The following is a 20,583-nucleotide window of genomic DNA, read 5'->3' on the forward strand; positions in this document are numbered from 1 at the left end:
GCAGGGGACAAGGGCTGGGGCCGCGGTGAGCGCGGCCCCGGCTCACTTCAGTTCACGTTGTGCAGCATTTCCTCGACCACCTTCTTCGCGTCGCCGAACACCATCATCGTCTTGTCGAGGTAGAAGAGGTCGTTGTCGAGCCCGGCGTAGCCGGCGTTCATCGACCGCTTCACCACCAGCACCGTGCGCGCCTTGTGCGCTTCGAGGATGGGCATGCCGTAAATGGGGCTGGCCGGATCGTTCTTGGCGGCCGGGTTCACCACGTCGTTGGCGCCGATCACCAGCACCACGTCGGTGGTGGCGAACTCGTTGTTGATCTCCTCCATTTCCAGCACCTTGTCGTACGGCACCTCGGCCTCGGCCAGCAGCACGTTCATATGCCCCGGCATGCGCCCGGCCACCGGGTGGATGGCATAGCGCACCTTCACGCCGCGCGTTTCCAGCGCTTCGGCCAGCTCGTTGAGCGCATGCTGCGCGCGCGATACCGCCAGGCCATAGCCCGGTACGATCACCACGCTCTCGGCATTGCCCATCAAAAAGGCCGCATCTTCCGGGCTGCCTGACTTGTAGCCCTTCTCGCCGCCATCGCCGCTGCTGGCTGTGCTTTCCTGCGCGCCGAAACCGCCCAGCAGCACCGAGACCAGCGAGCGGTTCATCGCCCGGCACATGATGGTGCTGAGGATGGCGCCGGACGCGCCGACACAGGCACCGGCGATGATCAGCACCGGGTTGTCCAGCGTGAAGCCGATGCCGGCCGCAGCCCAGCCCGAATACGAATTGAGCATCGAGACCACCACCGGCATGTCGGCGCCGCCGATGGGCACGATCAGCAGCACGCCCAGGATCAGTGCCAGCGCCACCATCATCAAAAAGGCGGCATGACTTTCGCTGACAAAATAGGCAATGCCGAAGCCGAGCATGGCCAGCGCGATCGCCAGATTGATCAGGTGCTGCCCGGCAAAGCGCACCGGCTTCGCGGCAAAGCGGCCGGACAGCTTGCCCCAAGCGACGACCGAGGCGGTGAAGGTGATCGCACCGATAAAGGCGCCGATGAAGAGCTCCACCTGCTGCACTGGCATGTGGTGAACCCCGTCGTGATAGATCGCGGCGATGGCAATCAGCACGGCAGCAAGACCGACCAGCGAGTGCATGGCGGCGACGAGCTCGGGCATTGCCGTCATCGCGACGGTGCGGGCGCGCCAGGCGCCGACCGCAGCGCCAGCGGCGACGGCGCCCGCGATCAGCCACCACACGGGGTTCGCGGCCAGTGCCAGCGTGGTCAGCGCGGCGAGGCCCATGCCGACCATGCCGTAGACGTTGCCGCGTCGCGCCGAGACCGGAGAGGAGAGCCCGCGCAGCGCCAGGATGAACAGCACGGCGGCAGCAAGATAGAACAGGGCGTAGACGTTCTGCATCTCAACGCTCCTTCTTCTTGAACATCTGCAGCATGCGCTGGGTGACGAGGAAGCCGCCGAAGATATTGATGCTGGCGAGGAACACCGCGATGGCGCCGAGCACGCTGGTCAGCGTGATGCTGGAACCGCCGATGTCGACCACCTGCAGCAACGCGCCGACGATGATGATGCCACTGATGGCATTGGTCACCGCCATCAGCGGCGTGTGCAGCGCGGGGGTGACGTTCCACACCACGTGGTAGCCGACGAAGATGGCGAGCACGAACACGGTGAAGCTGATGATCACCGGGTCGACGCCGGCGTGGGCGACCATGGTGGCTGCCTGGTGGGGCAGCTCGGCAACGGGATTGAGCTCGGCAACGGCCGAGGCAACTTGAGTGGCATTCATGAGGGGCTCCGCGATCACAGGGGCTTGAGCTCGCCGGCATGGGCGATGCAAGTGGCGGCGACGATGTCGTCGGCGAAGTCGGGGGCGAAGCGGCCCTCCGGGTCGGTCAGCAGCGCACAGAACGCCGCCACGTTGCGGGCGAACAGCGCGGACGCATCGGCGGCAAGTTCCGCCGCCAGCTGGCCGGCGCCGACCACGGTTACACCGTTGTCGGTAACGATCGCTTCATCGGGCCGCGACAGTGGGCAATTGCCGCCGCTGTCCACCGCCAGGTCGATCACGACGCTGCCACGCTTCATGCCGGCGACCACCTCGGGCGGCAGCAGCAGCGGCGCCGCCTTGCCCGGGATCAGCGCGGTGGTGATGATGATGTCGGCCTCGCGTGCGCGCTCGGCGATCAGCGCGGCCTGCCGTGCCTGGTAGTCGGTCGACATCTCGCGGGCATAGCCACCAGCGGTTTCGGCGGTCTGGCTCGGGTCGGTCGGTACTTCGATGAAACGGGCGCCCAGCGATTCCACCTGCTCGCGCGTGGCGGGGCGCACGTCGAAGGCTTCGACCATCGCGCCGAGGCGCTTGGCGGTGGCAATCGCCTGCAACCCGGCTACGCCGACGCCAAGAATCAGCACGCGTGCCGGCTTCACGGTGCCGGCGGCGGTCATCAGCATGGGCATGAAGCGCGGATAGTATTGCGCGGCCTTGAGCACGGCGCGGTAGCCGGCCACGTTGGCCTGCGACGAGAGCACGTCCATGGCCTGCGCACGCGTGGTGCGCGGGATGCGCTCCAGCGCGAACGCGGTGAGGCGCTTGTCGGCCAGCCACTGGCGCGGTGCGTAGCGGTGGGCGTCGAACAGCGCGACCAAGGCGCTGCCTTCGGGAAGCTGGGCGAGCTCGGCTTCCTGCGGCGCGCGTACCTTCAGCACCAATTCGGCGCCGGCGTAGAGCGCATCGGCGCCGGCAAGCTCGGCCCCAACCGCGGCATACGCCTCGTCCGGGATGGCGGCTGCCAGCCCGGCGCTTGCGGCAACCCGCACCCGATGCCCCTGGTTTACCCATTTCCGCACCGTTTCCGGCGTGGCCGCGACGCGGTGTTCACCCGCGTGGGTTTCTGCGGCGACAACGATCAACATCGGTCTACCTCCCTGTTGGACTGGGGCACCATCAGCGGTACCCCTGCGCGGCTGTGCCGCGTTTGCTCTGCCCGCCGGGTCGTGCTCGACCCTTGTCGTAGGCATGGGCTGCAAGCGGCATTACGTTGCCGCGATGACATGCCCGTCCAACCCTAGCTGCAGCGGCTAGTCCGCCACTTGACCTTGGACAAGGGCTGTTTGCTAAGGGAATGTCAGGAAGCCGATCGATTGCGCAGTGCAATCACATCGAACAAAACGATCGTTTCAACGTACACCAGCTGATGTCACGGTGTCGCCTACCTTTCATCGGGATATTGCTTGCAAAGCATTTTTATTTAAATGAGAATCACTCTCAATTTTGAACAGTGCGAAACGCGCGGCGATCGCACACCGAGCCGGAGCAAATCGATGAACGCATACCTGGTTGGCGCCGACGTGCTCGGCAACATCCCCGATCTGTTGTCGCAGTACGGCATTGCCATCCACAAGCATGTGTCCGGCCGCCACGCCGCACACCAGCGCAAGCCGGCGAGTCTCAAGGGCGTGGATCTCATCATCCTGTTCACCGATTTTCTCGGCCACAATGTGATGCGGCACTACCGTGATCTGGCCAACGAGGAAAAGATCCGCTTTGTCGCCTGCCGGCGCTCTGTCTGTTCGTTGGCGCAGTCGCTGGACAAGGTATGTAGCAAACCGTGCGAGCAGTGTCCGAAGCAAAAGCATCACTGATTACTTCATGCCAGAAACGACAACGGCCGCCGAGTGCGGCCGTTGTCGTTTCTGGGGCGGCAAAGCTTGCCGCTGCCGGGCGCGTTGCCGCTGGCAATGTCGGGCAAGGCCGCCATTTTGCTGGAGAGCCTGCGTGGCACGCTTCCTGCTTAATAAGCGTTGTCTTGAATTGTGCGCCGTCCACTTGCCGCCATGCTCAGCAAAATCGACAACTACTTCGCCGCCCAGGAATCCGCGCTCTCGCTGCGAGCCCGTCGTCAGGAAGTGCTGGCGTCGAATATCGCCAACGCCGATACGCCGCAGTACAAGGCGCTTGACTTCGATTTTCGCAGCGCCTACGAGGCGGCGGTTTCCGGCAAGCCGACCGGGACGCTGAAGGCGACCGATGCGCGCCACCTGCAGCCGCAGTCCCAGATCGACCCGCTGTCACCGCAGATGCTGTACCGCAACCCGTATCAGGCCTCGATCGACGGCAATACGGTCGAGATGGATACCGAAATGCGCGAGTTTGCCGACAACGCAATCCGCTACCAGGCGGCAATCACCTTTATGCAGCGTCGCGTCGAAGGCCTGCGCAACGCCATGCAGAGCCAGTAAGGACTAGATCATGTCACTGTTCGGTACCTTCGATATCGCCTCATCCGCACTGCGTGCGCAGTCGGCCCGGCTCAACGCGGTGGCGAGCAATCTCGCCAACGCCGAGTCCGCCACCAGCTCCAACGGCCAGCCCTACCGCGCCCGCCAGGTGGTGTTCCAGACCGCGATGACGAGCGCCGCCTCCAGCATGCCGGGTGTCAAGGTTGCTGCCGTAATCGAGGATCAGGCTCCGCCGAAGCTGGTGTACGACCCGGGCAATCCGCTGGCCGACGCCAATGGCTATATCGCGATGCCCAATGTGAACGTGGTCGAGGAAATGACCAACATGCTGTCGGCCTCGCGCGCCTACCAGACCAATGCCGACGTGATGAATACCGCCAAGACGCTGCTGATGCGCACGCTGCAGCTTGGCCAGTCCTGACCGGAGTAAAGCCCCATGTATACCACCGCAGCCACCGACAAGAACTTCGACTACAGCAAGATCAATCAGGCGGGGACGAGCTCGACCAGCACCATGCAGGAAGCGCAGGACCGGTTCCTGAAGCTGCTGGTCAAGCAGCTGCAGAGCCAGGATCCGATGAACCCGATGGAAAACGCCGAGATGACCAGTCAGATCGCGCAGATCAACACGGTGACCGGCATCGAGAAGCTCAATTCCACCATGGCGACCATGTTGTCGTCGTATGGCGCCTCGCAAAGCATGCAGGCGGCGGCACTCGTCGGCAAACAAGCGATGGCGCCGCTGGAGCGGTTCGCCTTCGATGGCACGAAGGACGTCGAGGCCAGCGTCACCGTGCCGGACAACGTGGCGCAGGTCGCCATCGCCATCATCGACAAGAACGGCAAGGTGGTCGACCAGATGGCGGGCACCGCCAAGGGCGGCGAGCAATTGCCGATCGAATGGAATGGCAAGCTCGCCGACGGCAGCATCGCCCCGGCGGGCGACTACTACATCGTCGCCAAGGGTCTGAATGCCGACGGCAAGGAAGTCGCGCTGACGGTGAACGGCTGGCAGACAGTGAAGAGCGTCGAGTTTGGCAAGGAAGGCGTGAACGTCAACCTCGCAGGCGGCAGCAAGGTGAAGTTCGAGGACATCGTTCAGGTCATGTAATCGGCGCCGCGTGCATCGCGGACAACGCCAGGAGAAGAGAAATGGGTTTCCAGCAGGGACTGAGCGGCCTGAGTGCCGCGTCGAAGAATCTCGATGTGATCGGCAACAACATTGCCAACGCCAATACCGTGGGCTTCAAGAATTCGCGCGCGGAGTTCGCCGACGTGTTCGCGGCCACCTTCGCCTCGTCCGGCAACGTCGCCGGCATTGGCGTGCGGGTGAAGGACATTGCGCAGCAGTTCGGCCAGGGCAACATCACCTCCACCAACAACCCGCTCGACATCGCGATCACCGGCAACGGTTTCTTCCGGATGCAGGATACGTCGGGTGCGATCACCTATTCGCGCAACGGTCAGTTCCAGCTCGATCAGCAGGGCTTCATCGTCAACGGCAGCCAGACGCTGACCGGCTGGCTGGCCGATCCGGTGACGGGCACGCTGATCAAGGGTGGCCAGCCGCAGCCCCTGCAGGTGACAGTGAGCAATGTCGGCGCGCGCGCCACCGGTGCCTCCGGCCTGTCCAACTCCGGCGTGCAGCTGGGTGCCAACCTCGATGCTGCCGCGCCCATCCTCGATCGCACCGCGCCGCCCACCGGTGTCGGTCCGCTCAATATCACGGATGCCACCACCTATACCCACTCGACCTCGGCTGATGTCTACGACGCGCAGGGCGTGCGCCACACGCTGCAGTTCTTCTTCTCCAAGGTGGGCGTGAACCAATGGGAGGTGCAGACCTCGTTCGATGGCGCCGCCCCCGTGCCGGCTGATCCCGATGGCGCCGGTCCGCTGGGGCAGGGTTACCTCTATTTCGATGGCAACGGCCAGCTCAGCACCACTTACGACGACGATGCCAACCCGGCGACCCCGAATGTGCCCCGTCCGGACAGCGTGGCCAACTTCGTCTACAGCACCAACCTCGTGGCACCGAGCGGTGCAACCAGCCCGTTCAGCTTCAACGTGAATTTCGCCGGCACCACGCAGTTCGGCAATGAGTTTGGCGTGAACGTGCTGCGCCAGGACGGTTATGCCGACGGCGTGCTGACCGGCATGTCGATTTCCAAGGAAGGCACCATCGTCGCCCAGTACTCGAACAGCCAGACCAAGGCGATCGGGCAGATCGTGCTGGCCAACTTCACCAACCCGCAGGGCCTGCAGCCGCTGGGCGATAACCGCTGGGCGGAGTCGTTCGAGTCGGGCCAGCCGCGTGTCGGTGATCCGGGGACCAGCGATCTGGGCCTGTTGCAGCCGTCGGCGGTGGAGGATGCCAACGTCGATCTGACGGCTGAGCTCGTGAACCTGATCGTGGCGCAGCGCACCTATCAGGCCAATGCACAGACCATCGAGGCGCAGGACACCATCCTGCAGACCATCGTCAACCTGTAAGCCGAACCGGGTAAGCCATGGATCGCCTGATCTATACCGCAATGAATGGCGCCAAGCACAGCGCCTACCGCCAAGAAGCCATTGCGCACAACCTCGCCAACGTCGGCACGCCCGGGTTCCGCGCCCAGCTGGAAGCGTTTCGCGCGGTGCCCGTGGTCGGTGGCGGTGGCACGCTGCCGACGCGTGCCTTCGTGGTCGAGCAGAGCGCCGGCTCAGACTTCACGCCGGGCATCCTGCAGCAGACCGGGCGCGATCTCGATGTGGCGGTGGAGGGCGACGGTTGGCTGGCGGTGCAAACCGACACCGGCGAGGCCTATACCCGCAACGGCAGCTTCGAGATCGATGCGACGGGCCTCTTGAAAACCCGCAATGGCCTGACCGTGCTGGGTGAGAACGGCCCGATCACCGTGCCCGAGAACAACAAGGTGACCATTGCCAAGGACGGCACCGTCACCGGCACCGATGTGAACGACCCGACGCAAAGCAACGAGATCGGGCGTCTCAAGCTGGTGAGTCCGGATCTGGCGACGCTCGATCGCGGCTACGACGGTCTCTTCCGTCAGCGCAGTGGCGAGCTCGCGCTGCCGGATGTCAACGTGCAGCTGAACGCCGGCGCGCTCGAATCGAGCAATGTGAATTCGGTCGAGGCGCTGGTCGACATGATCTCCGCGCAACGCCATTACGATACCCAGGTCCGGCTGTTGCAGGCTGCGGATGCCAATGCGCGCGCCGTATCGCAACTACTGACGATGAGCGCGATTTAACGCGCCTGAAGAACACGAGGAATAACTGCCATGATGCGCTCGCTGTGGATCGCCAAGACCGGCATGGATGCGATGCAGATGAACGTCGACGTCATCTCGCACAACCTGGCCAACGTCAACACCAACGGCTTCAAGCGCGAACGGCTGATCTTCGAGGATCTGCTGTACCAGAACATGCGCCAGCCCGGCGCCTCGACCAGCCAGCAGACCCAGCTGCCCACGGGCCTGCAGCTCGGTACCGGCGTAAAGCCCGTTGCCACAGCGCGCATCTTCATCCAGGGCAATCTGCAGCTCACCGATGGCACGCTGGACATGGCGATCAACGGTGAGGGCTTTTTCCAGATTGCCTTGCCCGATGGCACCACCGCGTATACCCGCGACGGCGGCTTCCAGGTCGACAGTCAGGGCAATGTGGTGACCTCCAGTGGCTACCAGATCCAGCCTGCGCTGCAGGTGCCGGCCGGAACCACCAAGCTGTCGATCGGCAAGGACGGCACGGTTACCGCCGTGGTCAACAACGACGCCGCGGCACCGGTGCAGCTGGGCACCGTCCAGCTCGCCACCTTCATCAACCCGCCGGGGCTGCAGGCGATCGGTGAGAACCTGTTTCTGGAAACGGCCGCGTCCGGCGCGCCGGTGGTCGGCCAGCCGGGCACCAATGGCCTGGGCGCGATCAATCAGGGTTATGTCGAAACGTCCAATGTCAACGTGACCGAGGAGCTGATCAACATGATCCAGGCGCAGCGCGCGTTCGAGATCAACTCGCGGGCCATCCGTACTTCCGACGAAATGTTGCAGCGCTTGACGCAGCTATAATCGCCGTTCCGGAGTTCCAGTCATGATGCAACGCTTCGTCGTCGCCTGTGCGGCCCTGCTGCTGGCCGCATGCGCCCTGCAGCCACAGACCATCGTTTCCCAGCCGACCTCGGCGCGGCCGATGCAGCCCTTGCTGCCCAGTCAGAACCAGGGGGCGATTTTCCAGGTGGGCAACGCGCGCAACCTGTTCGAGGAGCGTGTCGCGCGCATGGTCGGTGATCTGTTGACCATCCGGGTCGAGGAAAACCTGACCGCTTCGAACAGCTCTGACAGCAGCAGCGATCGCAGCGGCGGCCTCAACTTCGAGACCGAGGGCAATCTGCCGCTGTTCCCAGGCTCGCTCGAGAAATTCATTTCCCGCCCGGCCGGTGTCAGTGTCACCAGTGGCAACAACTTCGAGGGCAAGGGCGATACCACCAACAGCAATACCTTCCGCGGCACCATCGCGGTGACGGTGGTCGACGTATTGCCCAACGGCAATCTGGTGGTGGGCGGGGAGCGGCAGATCTCGATCAACGGGCAGAACAATACGCTGCGCTTTACCGGGGTGGTCAATCCCTTTGATGTCCAGGCGGGCAACGTCATCTCGTCGACCAAGGTGGCCGACGCGCGTATCGAACAGGTGGGGCGCGGCTATATTGCCGATGCCAATACCATGGGCTGGCTGCAGCGTTTCTTCCTCAACGTGATGCCGTTCTGATAGGGGTGAACATGCGAACCTGGATACTGGCAGCGACGCTGCTGCTTGCCGCCACTGCGGCGCAGGCCGAGAAAATCCGCGACCTCGCGAGCATCGCCGGCGTGCGGCCCAACCAGCTGGTCGGCTATGGCCTGGTGGTGGGCCTTGATGGCAGCGGTGACCAGACCACGCAGACGCCGTTCACCGTGCAATCGGTGATCAACATGCTGGGTAACCTGGGCATCCAGGTGCCCAATGGCAACAACCTGCAGTTGAAGAACGTGGCCGCGGTCACGGTGACGGCGACGTTGCCGGCCTTCTCGCGCCCGGGCCAGCCGCTTGATGTGACCGTCTCGTCGATCGGCAACGCCAAGAGCCTGCGCGGCGGCACGCTGGTGCTGTCGCCACTCAAGGGTGCCGACGGCCAGATCTACGCGATGGCGCAGGGCAATGTGGTCGTGGCCGGTGCCGGCGCCGCAGCCGGTGGCTCGAGCACCCAGATCAACCAGTTGGCCACGGGCCGGATCCCGGCTGGCGCCACGGTCGAGCGCGCGGTGCAGAATGCGCTGGGGCAGGGCGAGTTCGTGCAGCTGGAGTTGCTGCAGACCGATTTCACCACGGCCAGCCGTGTCGTTGGTGCGATCAATGGCGCGCTGGGCCCGGTTTCCGCCGCCCTTGATGGCCGGGTGATCCAGGTGCGCGCGCCGTTCGATAACAACCAGCGCGTGGCCTTCATTTCCCGGCTGGAAAACATCGACGTCAATACGCCCGAGGCAGCGCCCAAGGTCATCATCAATGCGCGCACCGGCTCCGTGGTGATGAACCAGGCGGTGACGGTGGAGCCCTGTGCCATTTCGCACGGCAGCCTCACGGTGACCATCGCCGCCAACAATCAGATCTCGCAGCCCAATCCGCTCGGCACCGGTGTCACGGCGGGCGTGCAGAATGCCGATATCAACATCCAGGAGGACGGCGGCGGTGTGGTACGCCTGCCTAAGGCCTCCAATCTGCGTGACGTGGTGCGTGCGCTCAATGCCGTCGGTGCCACCCCGCAGGATCTGCTCGCGATTCTGCAGGCGATGAAGGCGGCCGGCAGTCTGAAGGCCCAGCTCGAAATCATCTGAGTCTGGTTGTGGAGTAAAAAAACGGCGCCACGGCGCCGTTTTGCATGGGCCGAACGGGTGGCCCGCGTGCATTTCTGCGCTGGCACGGCTCTTGCTGGAGTAGGGGCAGTCCCCAGCAGAGTGCCGCACCATGCTCTCCACCCCGAATAGCCAGAACTTGCGAGATTTCGCCGCCGACGTGCGCAGCGCAGATGGCATGCGCATGCTCGCCAAGCAAGATGCCAAGGCCGCCAGTCGCGAAGTGGCGCGCCAGTTCGAATCGCTGCTGGTACAGCAGATGATTAAGTCGATGCGCGAGGCCACGCCCAGCTACGACGAGTTCACGAGCTCCAGTACCGACCTGTTCCGCGGCATGTACGACCAGCAGCTGGCGCAGACCATGTCCCGCGCCGGTGCGACGGGTCTGGCCGACTCCATCCTGCGGCAGATCGAGGTGCAGGCCAACCCGGCCTTGCTGCGCCAGAGTACCGGCCAGGGCCTGAAACTGTTTGAACAGCCCTTTGCTGCAAGCGCTGGCCAGGCCGCGCTGGCGGCGGCGAAATCTGCCGTAACGGCAAAAGCTGCCGCTGTTTCTGGTGGTGTCAGCGACTTCCTGAACCGCATTTCTGGTGCCGCCGATGCCGCTGCCGACAAGTTGGGCGTGGCGCCTCATCTCTTGACCGCGCACGCGGCGTTGGAAACCGGCTGGGGCCGCCAGCCGATTCGCGATGCGGCGGGCAACGATAGCCACAACCTGTTCGGCATCAAGGCCAGCAAGGATTGGCCGGGCAAAACCGTCGATATCACCACCACCGAATACGTGAACGGCGTGCCCCAAAAGCGCGTCGAGACCTTCCGCGCCTACGACAGCTACGAGGCGGCGTTCAACGACTACGCCGGGCTGATCAAGCGCCAGTACAAGGCGGCGCTGGCACAGGGCGACAACGCGGTTGGCTACGGCGCCGCGCTGCAGGCGGGGGGCTATGCCACCGATCCTGCGTATGCGCGCAAATTCGCGGGCGTTGCCGCCCTGATTCAACGTCAACTGAATGGTTCGGCCGCGCTCGCCTAAGGCGGCGGCTGGCAACTGGAGTACATCATGGGATCGAGTGTTTTCAGCATCGGTGTTTCGGGTCTGAACGCGGCCAATCTGGGCCTGATCACGGCCGGGCACAATATCTCGAACGCCAATACCCCCGGCTATTCGCGCCAGTATCTGAAGCAGAGCGCGCCATACCCGCAGCTCACCGGCAGTGGCTTTACCGGCCTCGGGGTCAAGGTCGACAGCATCCAGCGCGTGTACGACCAGTTCCTGACCCGGCAGGTCCAGACCGCGCAGTCGTCGGCCAGTTATCTGCAGACCTATTTGTCGCATCTGCAGGAGATCGACAACATCGTCGCCGATCCGAGTGCGGGCGTGTCGCCTGCGCTGCAGGATTTCTTCAGCGCGGTGCAGAACGTGTCGACCAAGCCATCCGACACGCCGTCGCGTTCGGCGCTGATCGCCTCCGCACAGACGCTGGTGAACCGTTTCCAGGTGTTCGACCAGCGCTTGACTGAAAGCCTCTCCGCACTCAATGGCGAACTCGCCGACACCGTCGGCAGTATCAATGCGCTGGGCAAGCAGATCGCCCAGCTCAACGAGCAGATCGCCATCCAGGGCGCGTCCGGTCAGCCGCCCAACGATTTGCTGGACCAGCGCGACGCGCTGATCAAGGAGCTCAACACTTTCGTCAAGGCCACCACCATCCAGCAAAGCGATGGCACGCTCAATGTTTTCATCGGCAGCGGCCAGAACCTGGTCGTTGGCGGCAATAGCTTCGAGCTTGCCGCCGAGCCGTCGCGTGACGACCCGTCGCGCCTCTCGGTGGTCTACAAGCAGAATGGCAATACCGTATACCTGCCCGAGAGCCAGCTTGTCGGTGGCAAGCTGCAGGGCCTGCTTTCGTATCGTTCGCAATCGCTCGATCTGGCACGTAATAACCTGGCGCAGGTGGCGCTCGGTTTTGCGCAAAGCTTCAACATGCAGCACAGCGCCGGCCAGGATCTGTATGGCAACCTGGGAACCGATTTCTTCTCGTTCCCGGCGGCCAACTCGTTTTCGACCACGCTCAATGGGGCGACGATCAATGTCTCGGTGCCCAGCAGCAATGTGCCGACCACCGACTACGCGATCGACTATGACGGCGCGCAATACATCCTGACCCGGCTGTCGGACAACCAGACCGTCAACATCACGCCGGCGCAGATGACGGCCGGTTTCTCCGGCCTGGGCGTTACCGTGCAATTGACCGCGGGTGCGCCGGCGGGCGTGGGTAGCACCAGTTTCTCGTTCCCTCCTGCGCTGGGCCTCGTCAACAGCAATACCCAGAACACCGGCAACGCAACGCTGGGTGGCTATATCAGCGATATCGGCCAGCTCACCACCAGCAACTACGAGTTCGCGTTCGACGGCGCGCAGTATGTGCTGACGCGCCTGTCCGATCGCCAGCAGACGGTGTTCACGCCGGCCCAGGTCGCCGCGGGAGTGGTGGGGGTGGATGGCCTGGCCATCAATATCCAGAGCGGAACGATGAACGCGGGCGATCGCTTCACCATCAAGCCGCTGGAGGGCATGGTGCGCGGACTGGAAGTGTCGATCACCGATCCGCGTGAAGTCGCCACGGCGGCACCGATCTCCGGCAGGCTCGCCAGTACCAATACCGGCAATCTGACCATCACCCAGCCACTGGTCGACACGCCGCCGACCACCACGACGGGCGCAGCAGTCAATCCGGCGTTGAAGAACCCGGTTACCCTGCAGTTCACGGCACCGGGCATGTTCACCATCACCGATAGCGTGACCGGCGTGACCAGTGCGCCGCAGGTCTATACCGCCGGCATGACGGTGGCGTTCAACGGCTGGAGCATGAAGCTCGACGGCCAGCCGGCGGTCGGCGATGTGATCACGGTCGATCAAAATATCGGCGGCACGGCCGATAACCGCAATGCACTGGCGCTTGGCGCGCTGCAGAGCAACCGTATGTTGAACGGCGGCACTGCGACCTATCAGGAATCGTATGGCCAGATGGTATCGACCATAGGCATACAGACCAACGAAGCCACCGTGATGTCTAAGGCCCAGGACATCGTGCTCGCGCAGGCGGAAACGGCGCGTGACAACGGGGCTGGCGTCAATCTCGATGAAGAGGCTGCCAACCTGCTGCGTTACCAGCAGGCCTATGTGGCTGCGAGCAAGGTGATCCAGATCGCGCAGGAAGCATTCGATCAGATCGCCAATATCGCGTAAGGCTGAGGAGTAAATATCATGCGTGTCGCCACTTCCACTATCTACAACCTGGGTGTATCGGGCTTGCAAAAGCATATGTCCGACCAGGCCCGGCTGCAGAACCAGCTCTCGACCGGCCGCCGTATCCTGACGCCGTCCGATGATCCGATCGCGTCGGCACGCGCCTTGTCGGTGTCGCAGGCGCAATCGAAGAACGAGCAGTATGTGACCAACACCGATAGCGCCGATTCCGCCCTGCGCATGACGGAAACCACGCTGCAGCAGGTGACCACGCTGGTGCAGAACGTGCAGCAGCTGGCGATCAATGCCGGCAACCCGACGTTGGCCGCGAACGAGAAGGCCATCCTGGAAACCGAGTTGCAGGGCCGCTATCAGGAACTGATGGGCCTCGTGAACAGTACCGATGGCGAAGGGACTTATCTGTTCTCCGGCTTTCGCGGCGATACCAAGCCGTTTACCGAAAGCACCTTCGGCAACGTGACCTACAACGGCGATCAGGGGCAACGTCGCGTACAAATTTCCGATGCGCGCGCGATTCCGGTGTCCGAGGCCGGATCGCAAGTGTTTCAGCAGATCAAGAACGGCAACAAGACCTTCGCTACCGGCGCCAACGTGGCCAATACCGGCTCGGGCATCATCAGCATGGGCGAAGTGCTGGATCCGACCAAGTGGGCCAATGCCGCCAACGTGCAGGACTTCCGCATCGAGTTCAATTCGATCCCCGATCCGACCGATCCCACGGGCGACCCCCTGATCAACTACGACATCATCGACGACAGGGCGACGTTGCCGGACGGTTCGGCCAACCCAAACTACAACTTTTCGATGGTCGACGGCTATGACTACAACGGCGGCCCTCGGCCTGCCACGCCGGGCGTCAATCCCTATCCGCGCAGCTATACCAGCAATGGCGACATCGAGTTCCGCCAGCTGCCCGGTGAGACCACGCCACTGATCGCCGGTTGGGATTTTGGCGTGAAGACCAGCATCGAGGGCACGCCCAAGACAGGCGATACCTTCTCGCTGGAAGCCAGTACCAACCGCGATGTGTTCACCGTATTGGCGGATCTCTCTAGCGCGCTCAAGAGCTACAAGACCGATGGCACCGGCACCGGGCAGGCCACGTTCCAGAATCAGCTCAACAACGTGATTGCCAACCTGTCGAACTCGCTCGACAACGTGCTGACCACGCAGGCGTCGATCGGCTCGCGGATGAACGAGACCGAATCGGTACGCAACACCAACGAGGACATCAACCTGCAGTACAGCCAGACGCTGTCCAAGCTGCAGGATCTTGATTGGGCGCAGGCGATCAGCGATTTCGCGCAGAACCAGACGTTGCTCGAGGCGGCCCGCACCAGCTTTTCCAAGGTGCAAAATCTCAGCCTGTTCCAGTACATCTGAGTTCTTCACTGGGAGACGACCCGGCTGCGGCCGGGTTTTTTCATGGGCGCGACCCGCTTGGGCGGCCTTGCCCACACCGGTATCATGGCGCCCATGAGCAAAGTCAAATCCCTTTTCAGTTGCCAATCCTGCGGCGCCACCTCCACCAAATGGCAAGGCCAATGTCCCGGCTGCGGTGAATGGAACACGCTCGTCGAGGGCGTTGCCGAGAGCAAGGGCAGCCGATTCGAGTCGCTGGCTGCCGACGGCGCGGTGCGGCAGCTGCACGAAGTCGAAACGGCCGAGCTGCCGCGTACCGCAACCGGCATGGCTGAGCTCGACCGGGTGCTCGGCGGCGGCCTGGTTCCGGGCGGCGTGGTGCTGATCGGTGGCGACCCTGGCATCGGCAAGTCCACCTTGCTGCTGCAGGCGCTCACGCGTCTGGCGCAGGCGCACAAGGTGCTTTACGTCTCGGGCGAGGAATCGCCGCAGCAGATCGCGTTGCGCGCGAGAAGGCTGCAGTTGGAAACCGCACCGGTGGCGCTGATGGCCGAAATCGGGCTGGAGAAGATCCTCGCCAGCCTGGCAAGGGAAGCGCCGCAGGTGGCGGTGATCGATTCGATCCAGACTGTGTACACCGAGGTGTTGACGAGTGCGCCCGGCAGTGTGGCCCAGGTGCGCGAGTGCGCGGCGCAGCTCACCCGCTTTGCCAAGCGCACCGGCACCACCATCCTGCTGGTCGGGCATGTGACCAAGGAAGGCGCGCTGGCGGGGCCGCGCGTGCTCGAGCATATCGTCGATGCCGTGCTCTATTTCGAGGGCGATACGCATTCGAGCTTCCGCCTGATCCGCGCGATCAAGAACCGTTTTGGCGCGGTGAACGAACTGGGCGTATTCGCGATGACCGATCGCGGCCTGCGCGAAGTCTCGAACCCTTCGGCATTGTTCCTCAGCCAGCACGCTGAACCGGTGGCTGGCTCCTGCGTGCTGGTTACCCAGGAAGGCTCGCGGCCCATGCTGGTCGAAGTGCAGGCGCTGGTCGATGACGCCCATTCGCCGCAACCGAAGCGATTGACCGTGGGGCTGGAGCAGAACCGGCTGGCATTGCTGCTGGCGGTACTGCACCGCCATGCCGGCATTGCGGCCTTCGATCAGGATGTGTTCATCAATGCCGTGGGCGGCGTGCGCATCAACGAGCCGGCGGCCGATCTGGCCGTGCTGCTCGCGATCGTTTCCTCGCTCAAGGACAAACCCTTGCCGGACAAGCTGGTGGTGTTCGGTGAGGTGGGCCTGGCGGGCGAAGTGCGGCCGGTGCAGCGCGGCCAGGAGCGCCTGAAAGAGGCGGCAAAGCTCGGCTTCACCCATGCCATCGTGCCCAAGGCCAACCGCCCACGCCAGCCGATCGAGGGCATGGTCATCACTGCGGTCGATCGCTTGTCCGACGCGGTCGATGCCGCGCTGTGATTTGATTGTGCGCAGCAACTATCGAGTCGATTGAATCGTTTTTGCCGGGGCAACGTTGAAAGCCGATAAAATGCCCCCACTGAAAACCCATGGCCGCCGATCGCCCGCGGCCCCCTCAAACCGGAGAATGTGATGAGCGACCAAATTGTGTATGTGACCGATGCCAGTTTCGAAGACCAGGTGCTGAAGGCCGCAGGCCCGGTGCTGGTCGACTACTGGGCCGAGTGGTGCGGTCCTTGCAAGATGATCGCCCCCATCCTCGATGAAGTCGCAGGCGAGTATGCCGGTCGTCTGACCGTTGCCAAGCTCAATATCGACGAAAATCAGGCTACGCCGCCGAAATTCGGCATTCGCGGAATCCCGACGCTGATGCTGTTCACCGGCGGCGAAGTGAAGGCGACCAAGGTCGGCGCCCTGTCGAAGTCGCAGCTGACCGCCTTCCTCGATAGCAATCTGTGATGGCGTGCCGGCGCTGGCCGGTGTGGTATTCACGCACGTTTCAGGCATGATGCGGGCCGCTGGATTGACAGCGGCCCGTTTGCTTGGTTAGGCTTTGGCCATTCATCTGTATGGGCGGGTTCTCCGTCCTGCACACCTTCCCCCAAGTCCCCCTGCGTTCGCAGCGCCAACCCGGCAGACCCGTATGCATTTGTCCGATCTGAAACACTATCACGTCACCCAGCTTGTCGAGATGGGCGCCGAAATCGAAGGCGCCAACCGTATGCGCAAGCAGGACCTGATCTTCGCGCTTTTGAAGAATCAGGCCAAGAAAGGCGAGAGTATCTTCGGCGATGGCACGCTGGAAGTGCTGCCCGATGGCTTCGGCTTTCTGCGCAGCCCCGATACCAGCTATCTCGCCGGCCCGGACGACATCTATGTCAGCCCGTCGCAGATCCGTCGCTTCAATCTGCACAGCGGCGACACAGTCGAAGGCGAGATTCGCACGCCCAAGGACGGCGAACGCTACTTCGCGCTGGTCAAGGTCGATAAGGTCAATGGCGAGCCACCCGAGAACAGCAAGAACAAGATCCTGTTCGAAAACCTGACGCCGCTGTTCCCGAACGAGCGTATGCATCTGGAACGCGACATCAAGGGCACCGAGAACGTCACCGGCCGCATGGTCGATCTGATCGCGCCGATCGGCAGGGGCCAGCGCGCACTGTTGGTGGCGCCGCCCAAGTCCGGCAAGACCGTGATGCTGCAGAATATCGCGCATGCGATTACCGCCAACCACCCGGAAGTGGTGCTGATCGTATTGCTGATCGACGAGCGCCCCGAGGAAGTGACCGAGATGCAGCGCTCGGTACGTGGCGAAGTGATCAGCTCGACTTTCGACGAGCCGGCGACCCGCCACGTGCAGGTGGCCGAGATGGTGATCGAAAAGGCCAAGCGCCTGGTCGAGCACAAGAAGGATGTGGTCATCCTGCTCGACTCGATCACGCGCCTGGCGCGCGCCTACAACACCGTGGTGCCGGCCTCTGGCAAGGTGCTGACCGGTGGTGTCGATGCCAACGCGCTGCAGCGCCCCAAGCGCTTTTTCGGCGCGGCGCGCAATATCGAGGAAGGCGGCAGCCTCACCATCATCGCCTCGGCGCTGATCGATACCGGCTCGCGCATGGACGACGTGATCTACGAGGAGTTCAAGGGCACGGGCAATATGGAAATCCACCTCGACCGCCGCATGGCCGAGAAGCGGATCTTCCCGGCGATCAATATCAATCGTTCCGGCACCCGCCGTGAGGAATTGCTGATCCCGCAAGACCAGCTGCAAAAAATCTGGGTGCTCAGAAAGCTGCTCTATCCGATGGATGACCTCGATGCGATGGAATTCCTGCAGGACAAGATCAAGGCCACCAAGAACAATTCGGATTTCTTCGATTCGATGCGTCGCTGAAATCCGGTGTGGCCGGTAGCCCGCCCTTGCGGCGGGCTTTTGCATCTGCAATAATCGCGTTTTTGCGTCGGCACAATCCCGATGCGTACCCTCAAGGAAAAGCAATGAAAGACGGCATCCATCCCGATTACAACGAAGTGATCTTCTACGACGCCAGCGTCGACTTCAAATTCCTGACCCGCTCGACCCTCAAGGCTCGCGGCGCGGAAACCATGAAGTGGACCGATGGCAAGGAATACCCGGTCGTGCGCCTGGACGTGTCGAGCGAATCGCACCCGTTCTACACCGGCAAGCAGAAGATCGTCGATACCGCTGGCCGTATCGAGAAGTTCCGCAGCAAGTACGGCATGTACAGCAGCAACAAGTAATTGTTGTTGCAGTGGCAAAAAGGCAGCGTTCTTCGCTGCCTTTTTTGTTGCCTGTGACCCTGACACCGTGGCGCTTTGAGCGATAATTGCGCCTGTCGCACCCTGGAATACGCCATGCTGACTTACGTTCCCCAGTCCGCAACGCCCGCGCCGGAAATCCCCCAGCAGAAGCCTTGGCTGTTGATCGTGCTCTGCCTCGTCTGGCTGCTGCCGGGGCTGATTGGCCACGACCCATGGAAGCCGGCAGAGCTGGAAACTGCGGCGGTGGTCAAACGCTTCGTCGAGCAGGACTACTGGGTGCTGCCGCGCTTTGCCGACGTCAGTTACCTGGAGTTCGCGCCGCTGTATTACTGGAGCGCCGCCATCATCGCCTGGCCGCTGTCCAAGCTCGGGCTGCCGATCCACGATGCGGCTCGCCTCGCGACCGGCGTCTGGATGGCGCTGGCGCTGTGGGGTTTGGGGCTGGCCGGCCGCGCGTTGTATGGCCGCCGCCAGGGGCGCGTGGGCGTGCTGGTCTTGATCGGCTGTATCGGCCTCATCATCTGGGGGCACCAGTTGGCACCGCAGGTGCTGACGGTGGCCGCTTTTTCCTGGCACGCATTTGCATTGGCGCATTCGCAACGCCAGCCGTTGCTGGCGGGTGCGATCCTGGGCCTTGCCTGGCTCACGCTGCTGCTCGGTACCAATTGGGCGGACTTCCTGCTGGCCTTGAGTTCGGCGCTGATCCTGATCGTGTTCAAGCCGTGGCGCCGTGCGTCGTACGCGGTCACGCTGGTGACGGCGCTGGTGCTGGCATTGCCGCTGGTCGCGGTCTGGGCGCTGTGGCTGCATCAGTTCAGCCCTGCCGCACTGAGCCGATGGCTGGATTACGAGGCGCTGGGGCCGTTTGGTGGACTGGCACAACTCACGCTGTTCCACGGCCTGGGCTTTTTCCTGTCCACCGTCATCTGGTTTGCCTGGCCGGCCTTGCCGTTGGCGGCTTGGGGGGGCTGGTCCAGTCGCCGCCAATGGCGCGAGCCTGGCGTGATACTGCCGGCCAGCATGGCAGCGCTGATGGTGCTCTGGCTCGCCGCCGCCGGCGATGTACGCGACTACGTGCTGCTGCCCCTGCTGGTGCCGCTTTCCTTGCTGGCCGTCCCTGGCGTGGATGTGCTGCGGCGTGGAGCGGCGTCGGCGTTGAACTGGTTCGGCATGATGACCTTCGGACTGACCGCTGCCGCATTGTGGTTGGCGTGGGGTGCGCTGCAGCTGGGACTCTCCAGTGGCGTGACGCGCCGCCTGGCCCAGTTCAACCCGGATGGCACGCGCGAGATCGCATGGCTGGGGCTGCTGTTCGCGCTGGCGATTTCGGTGAGCTGGTATCGCGTGATCGCGCGCAAGCGCCCGCTCGGGCGGCTGGCGGTGACCAACTGGGCGTGTGGCGCCACGCTGGTCTGGGGGGTTTTGATCGGTTTATGGTTGCCCTGGCTCGATCAGAGCAAGAGCTATCGCGGTGTGTCTGATTCGCTCGTCGTTGCCATGCAAGGGCGCGCCGGGTGCATCGATGTCAGCCAGGTGGCCACCGCAATGGTGGTCTCGCTCGACTATTTCTCCACGCTGCCGGTGCATCGTAACCAGGCCCGAAACTGCCGCTGGCAATTGCACCAGGGGAAGGTGCCGCCGGGCGTGATGACGGTGTGGAACGATACCCGACGTGGCGACGAGGCGAAGGAGAGGTTCTACCTGCTCGATCGCGGTGAACGTTAGCGCCTTGCCGCGCACGGCACGCGGGTGCTCGCGCATCAGCGCCTCGCTGGGCGTGGCATCCCGTCGGCCGGTAGCGCCTTTGAACAAGTCCGCGGTGACGGATGGGCCGTCGCCTTACTGCCGGTTCAGTTCGCGCTCATGGGCGGCCGTGTCTTCTTTCACGTGGCGCCGTACATAGAGGCAGAGATAGGCTGCCATGGCGACGATAAAACCGATGGTGAACAGGCTGAGTAGGCCGATGTGTGAGGTAAACAGGGTTTCAAGCGGCGTGTTTTCCACGGTGGTCTCCAGACTGGGTACTGGAGCCAGCATGCAATAGACATGAACC

Annotated in this window: 21 protein-coding genes; 17 read left to right on the forward strand and 4 right to left on the reverse strand. The window is 63.3% G+C overall.

What is annotated here, in order from left to right; all coding sequences use genetic code 11:
* Positions 1-47: 47 nt before the first annotated feature.
* The 3 genes from NLI84_RS09335 to NLI84_RS09345 form a co-directional block, all read right to left on the reverse strand.
* Entirely contained in the window at positions 48-1,415 is a 1,368-nt protein-coding gene (locus NLI84_RS09335; protein WP_255989816.1) for an NAD(P)(+) transhydrogenase (Re/Si-specific) subunit beta, read from the reverse strand.
* A gap of 1 nt (position 1,416) precedes the next feature.
* Positions 1,417-1,728, reverse strand: a complete 312-nt coding sequence (locus tag NLI84_RS09340; RefSeq protein WP_255989930.1) for a proton-translocating transhydrogenase family protein — start codon at positions 1,726-1,728, stop codon at positions 1,417-1,419.
* Positions 1,729-1,817: 89 nt separating this feature from the next.
* A complete protein-coding gene (locus tag NLI84_RS09345; protein ID WP_255989817.1) occupies positions 1,818-2,930 on the reverse strand; it encodes a Re/Si-specific NAD(P)(+) transhydrogenase subunit alpha in 1,113 nt (370 codons plus the stop codon).
* 408 nt (positions 2,931-3,338) lie between these two features.
* On the opposite strand from NLI84_RS09345, the gene NLI84_RS09350 reads away from it, so the two are divergent.
* From NLI84_RS09350 to NLI84_RS09430, 17 genes are all read left to right on the forward strand, one after another.
* Entirely contained in the window at positions 3,339-3,659 is a 321-nt protein-coding gene (locus NLI84_RS09350; RefSeq protein ID WP_255989818.1) for a DUF2325 domain-containing protein, read from the forward strand.
* A 192-nt stretch (positions 3,660-3,851) separates the two neighbouring features.
* Positions 3,852-4,256 (forward strand): flagellar basal body rod protein FlgB, encoded by a 405-nt coding sequence (flgB, locus tag NLI84_RS09355; RefSeq protein ID WP_255989819.1) that lies wholly within the window; start codon positions 3,852-3,854, stop codon positions 4,254-4,256.
* A 10-nt stretch (positions 4,257-4,266) separates the two neighbouring features.
* Positions 4,267-4,677 (forward strand): flagellar basal body rod protein FlgC, encoded by a 411-nt coding sequence (gene flgC / locus NLI84_RS09360; protein ID WP_255989821.1) that lies wholly within the window; start codon positions 4,267-4,269, stop codon positions 4,675-4,677.
* A 15-nt stretch (positions 4,678-4,692) separates the two neighbouring features.
* Positions 4,693-5,367 (forward strand): flagellar hook assembly protein FlgD, encoded by a 675-nt coding sequence (locus tag NLI84_RS09365; protein ID WP_255989823.1) that lies wholly within the window; start codon positions 4,693-4,695, stop codon positions 5,365-5,367.
* A gap of 41 nt (positions 5,368-5,408) precedes the next feature.
* Entirely contained in the window at positions 5,409-6,749 is a 1,341-nt protein-coding gene (gene flgE, locus NLI84_RS09370) for a flagellar hook protein FlgE (RefSeq protein ID WP_255989825.1), read from the forward strand.
* Positions 6,750-6,766: 17 nt separating this feature from the next.
* Entirely contained in the window at positions 6,767-7,513 is a 747-nt protein-coding gene (gene flgF, locus NLI84_RS09375; protein ID WP_255989826.1) for a flagellar basal-body rod protein FlgF, read from the forward strand.
* 30 nt (positions 7,514-7,543) lie between these two features.
* Positions 7,544-8,329, forward strand: coding sequence for a flagellar basal-body rod protein FlgG (flgG, locus tag NLI84_RS09380; protein ID WP_255989827.1), 786 nt, complete (start codon positions 7,544-7,546; stop codon positions 8,327-8,329).
* A 22-nt stretch (positions 8,330-8,351) separates the two neighbouring features.
* Positions 8,352-9,029, forward strand: a complete 678-nt coding sequence (locus NLI84_RS09385; RefSeq protein ID WP_255989828.1) for a flagellar basal body L-ring protein FlgH — start codon at positions 8,352-8,354, stop codon at positions 9,027-9,029.
* An 11-nt stretch (positions 9,030-9,040) separates the two neighbouring features.
* A complete protein-coding gene (locus NLI84_RS09390; RefSeq protein WP_255989829.1) occupies positions 9,041-10,132 on the forward strand; it encodes a flagellar basal body P-ring protein FlgI in 1,092 nt (363 codons plus the stop codon).
* A 130-nt stretch (positions 10,133-10,262) separates the two neighbouring features.
* Positions 10,263-11,183 carry a flagellar assembly peptidoglycan hydrolase FlgJ gene (gene flgJ / locus NLI84_RS09395; RefSeq protein ID WP_255989830.1) on the forward strand — a complete coding sequence of 307 codons (921 nt, stop codon included), beginning with the start codon at positions 10,263-10,265 and terminating at the stop codon, positions 11,181-11,183.
* A gap of 27 nt (positions 11,184-11,210) precedes the next feature.
* Positions 11,211-13,400 (forward strand): flagellar hook-associated protein FlgK, encoded by a 2,190-nt coding sequence (gene flgK, locus NLI84_RS09400; RefSeq protein WP_255989831.1) that lies wholly within the window; start codon positions 11,211-11,213, stop codon positions 13,398-13,400.
* An 18-nt stretch (positions 13,401-13,418) separates the two neighbouring features.
* The gene (gene flgL / locus NLI84_RS09405; protein WP_255989832.1) at positions 13,419-14,804 is read left to right on the forward strand and encodes a flagellar hook-associated protein FlgL; all 1,386 of its coding nucleotides are present in this window, start codon (positions 13,419-13,421) and stop codon (positions 14,802-14,804) included.
* Positions 14,805-14,897: 93 nt separating this feature from the next.
* A complete protein-coding gene (radA, locus tag NLI84_RS09410) occupies positions 14,898-16,247 on the forward strand; it encodes a DNA repair protein RadA (RefSeq protein ID WP_255989833.1) in 1,350 nt (449 codons plus the stop codon).
* 132 nt (positions 16,248-16,379) lie between these two features.
* Positions 16,380-16,706 carry a thioredoxin TrxA gene (gene trxA / locus NLI84_RS09415; protein ID WP_255989834.1) on the forward strand — a complete coding sequence of 109 codons (327 nt, stop codon included), beginning with the start codon at positions 16,380-16,382 and terminating at the stop codon, positions 16,704-16,706.
* A gap of 184 nt (positions 16,707-16,890) precedes the next feature.
* Complete coding sequence (gene rho / locus NLI84_RS09420; RefSeq protein WP_255989835.1) at positions 16,891-18,141, forward strand: transcription termination factor Rho; 1,251 nt, start codon at positions 16,891-16,893, stop codon at positions 18,139-18,141.
* Between the two features lie 104 nt (positions 18,142-18,245).
* Positions 18,246-18,509 (forward strand): type B 50S ribosomal protein L31, encoded by a 264-nt coding sequence (locus tag NLI84_RS09425; RefSeq protein ID WP_255989836.1) that lies wholly within the window; start codon positions 18,246-18,248, stop codon positions 18,507-18,509.
* Positions 18,510-18,623: 114 nt separating this feature from the next.
* The gene (locus NLI84_RS09430; RefSeq protein WP_255989837.1) at positions 18,624-20,255 is read left to right on the forward strand and encodes an ArnT family glycosyltransferase; all 1,632 of its coding nucleotides are present in this window, start codon (positions 18,624-18,626) and stop codon (positions 20,253-20,255) included.
* A gap of 114 nt (positions 20,256-20,369) precedes the next feature.
* On the opposite strand, the gene NLI84_RS09435 is transcribed toward NLI84_RS09430, so the two are convergent.
* Positions 20,370-20,567, reverse strand: a complete 198-nt coding sequence (locus NLI84_RS09435) for a DUF3149 domain-containing protein (protein ID WP_255989838.1) — start codon at positions 20,565-20,567, stop codon at positions 20,370-20,372.
* Positions 20,568-20,583 lie beyond the last annotated feature (16 nt).

Origin of the sequence: Chitinolyticbacter albus, from assembly GCF_024437655.1 — a bacterium.
Classification (GTDB): domain Bacteria; phylum Pseudomonadota; class Gammaproteobacteria; order Burkholderiales; family Chitinibacteraceae; genus Chitinolyticbacter; species Chitinolyticbacter albus.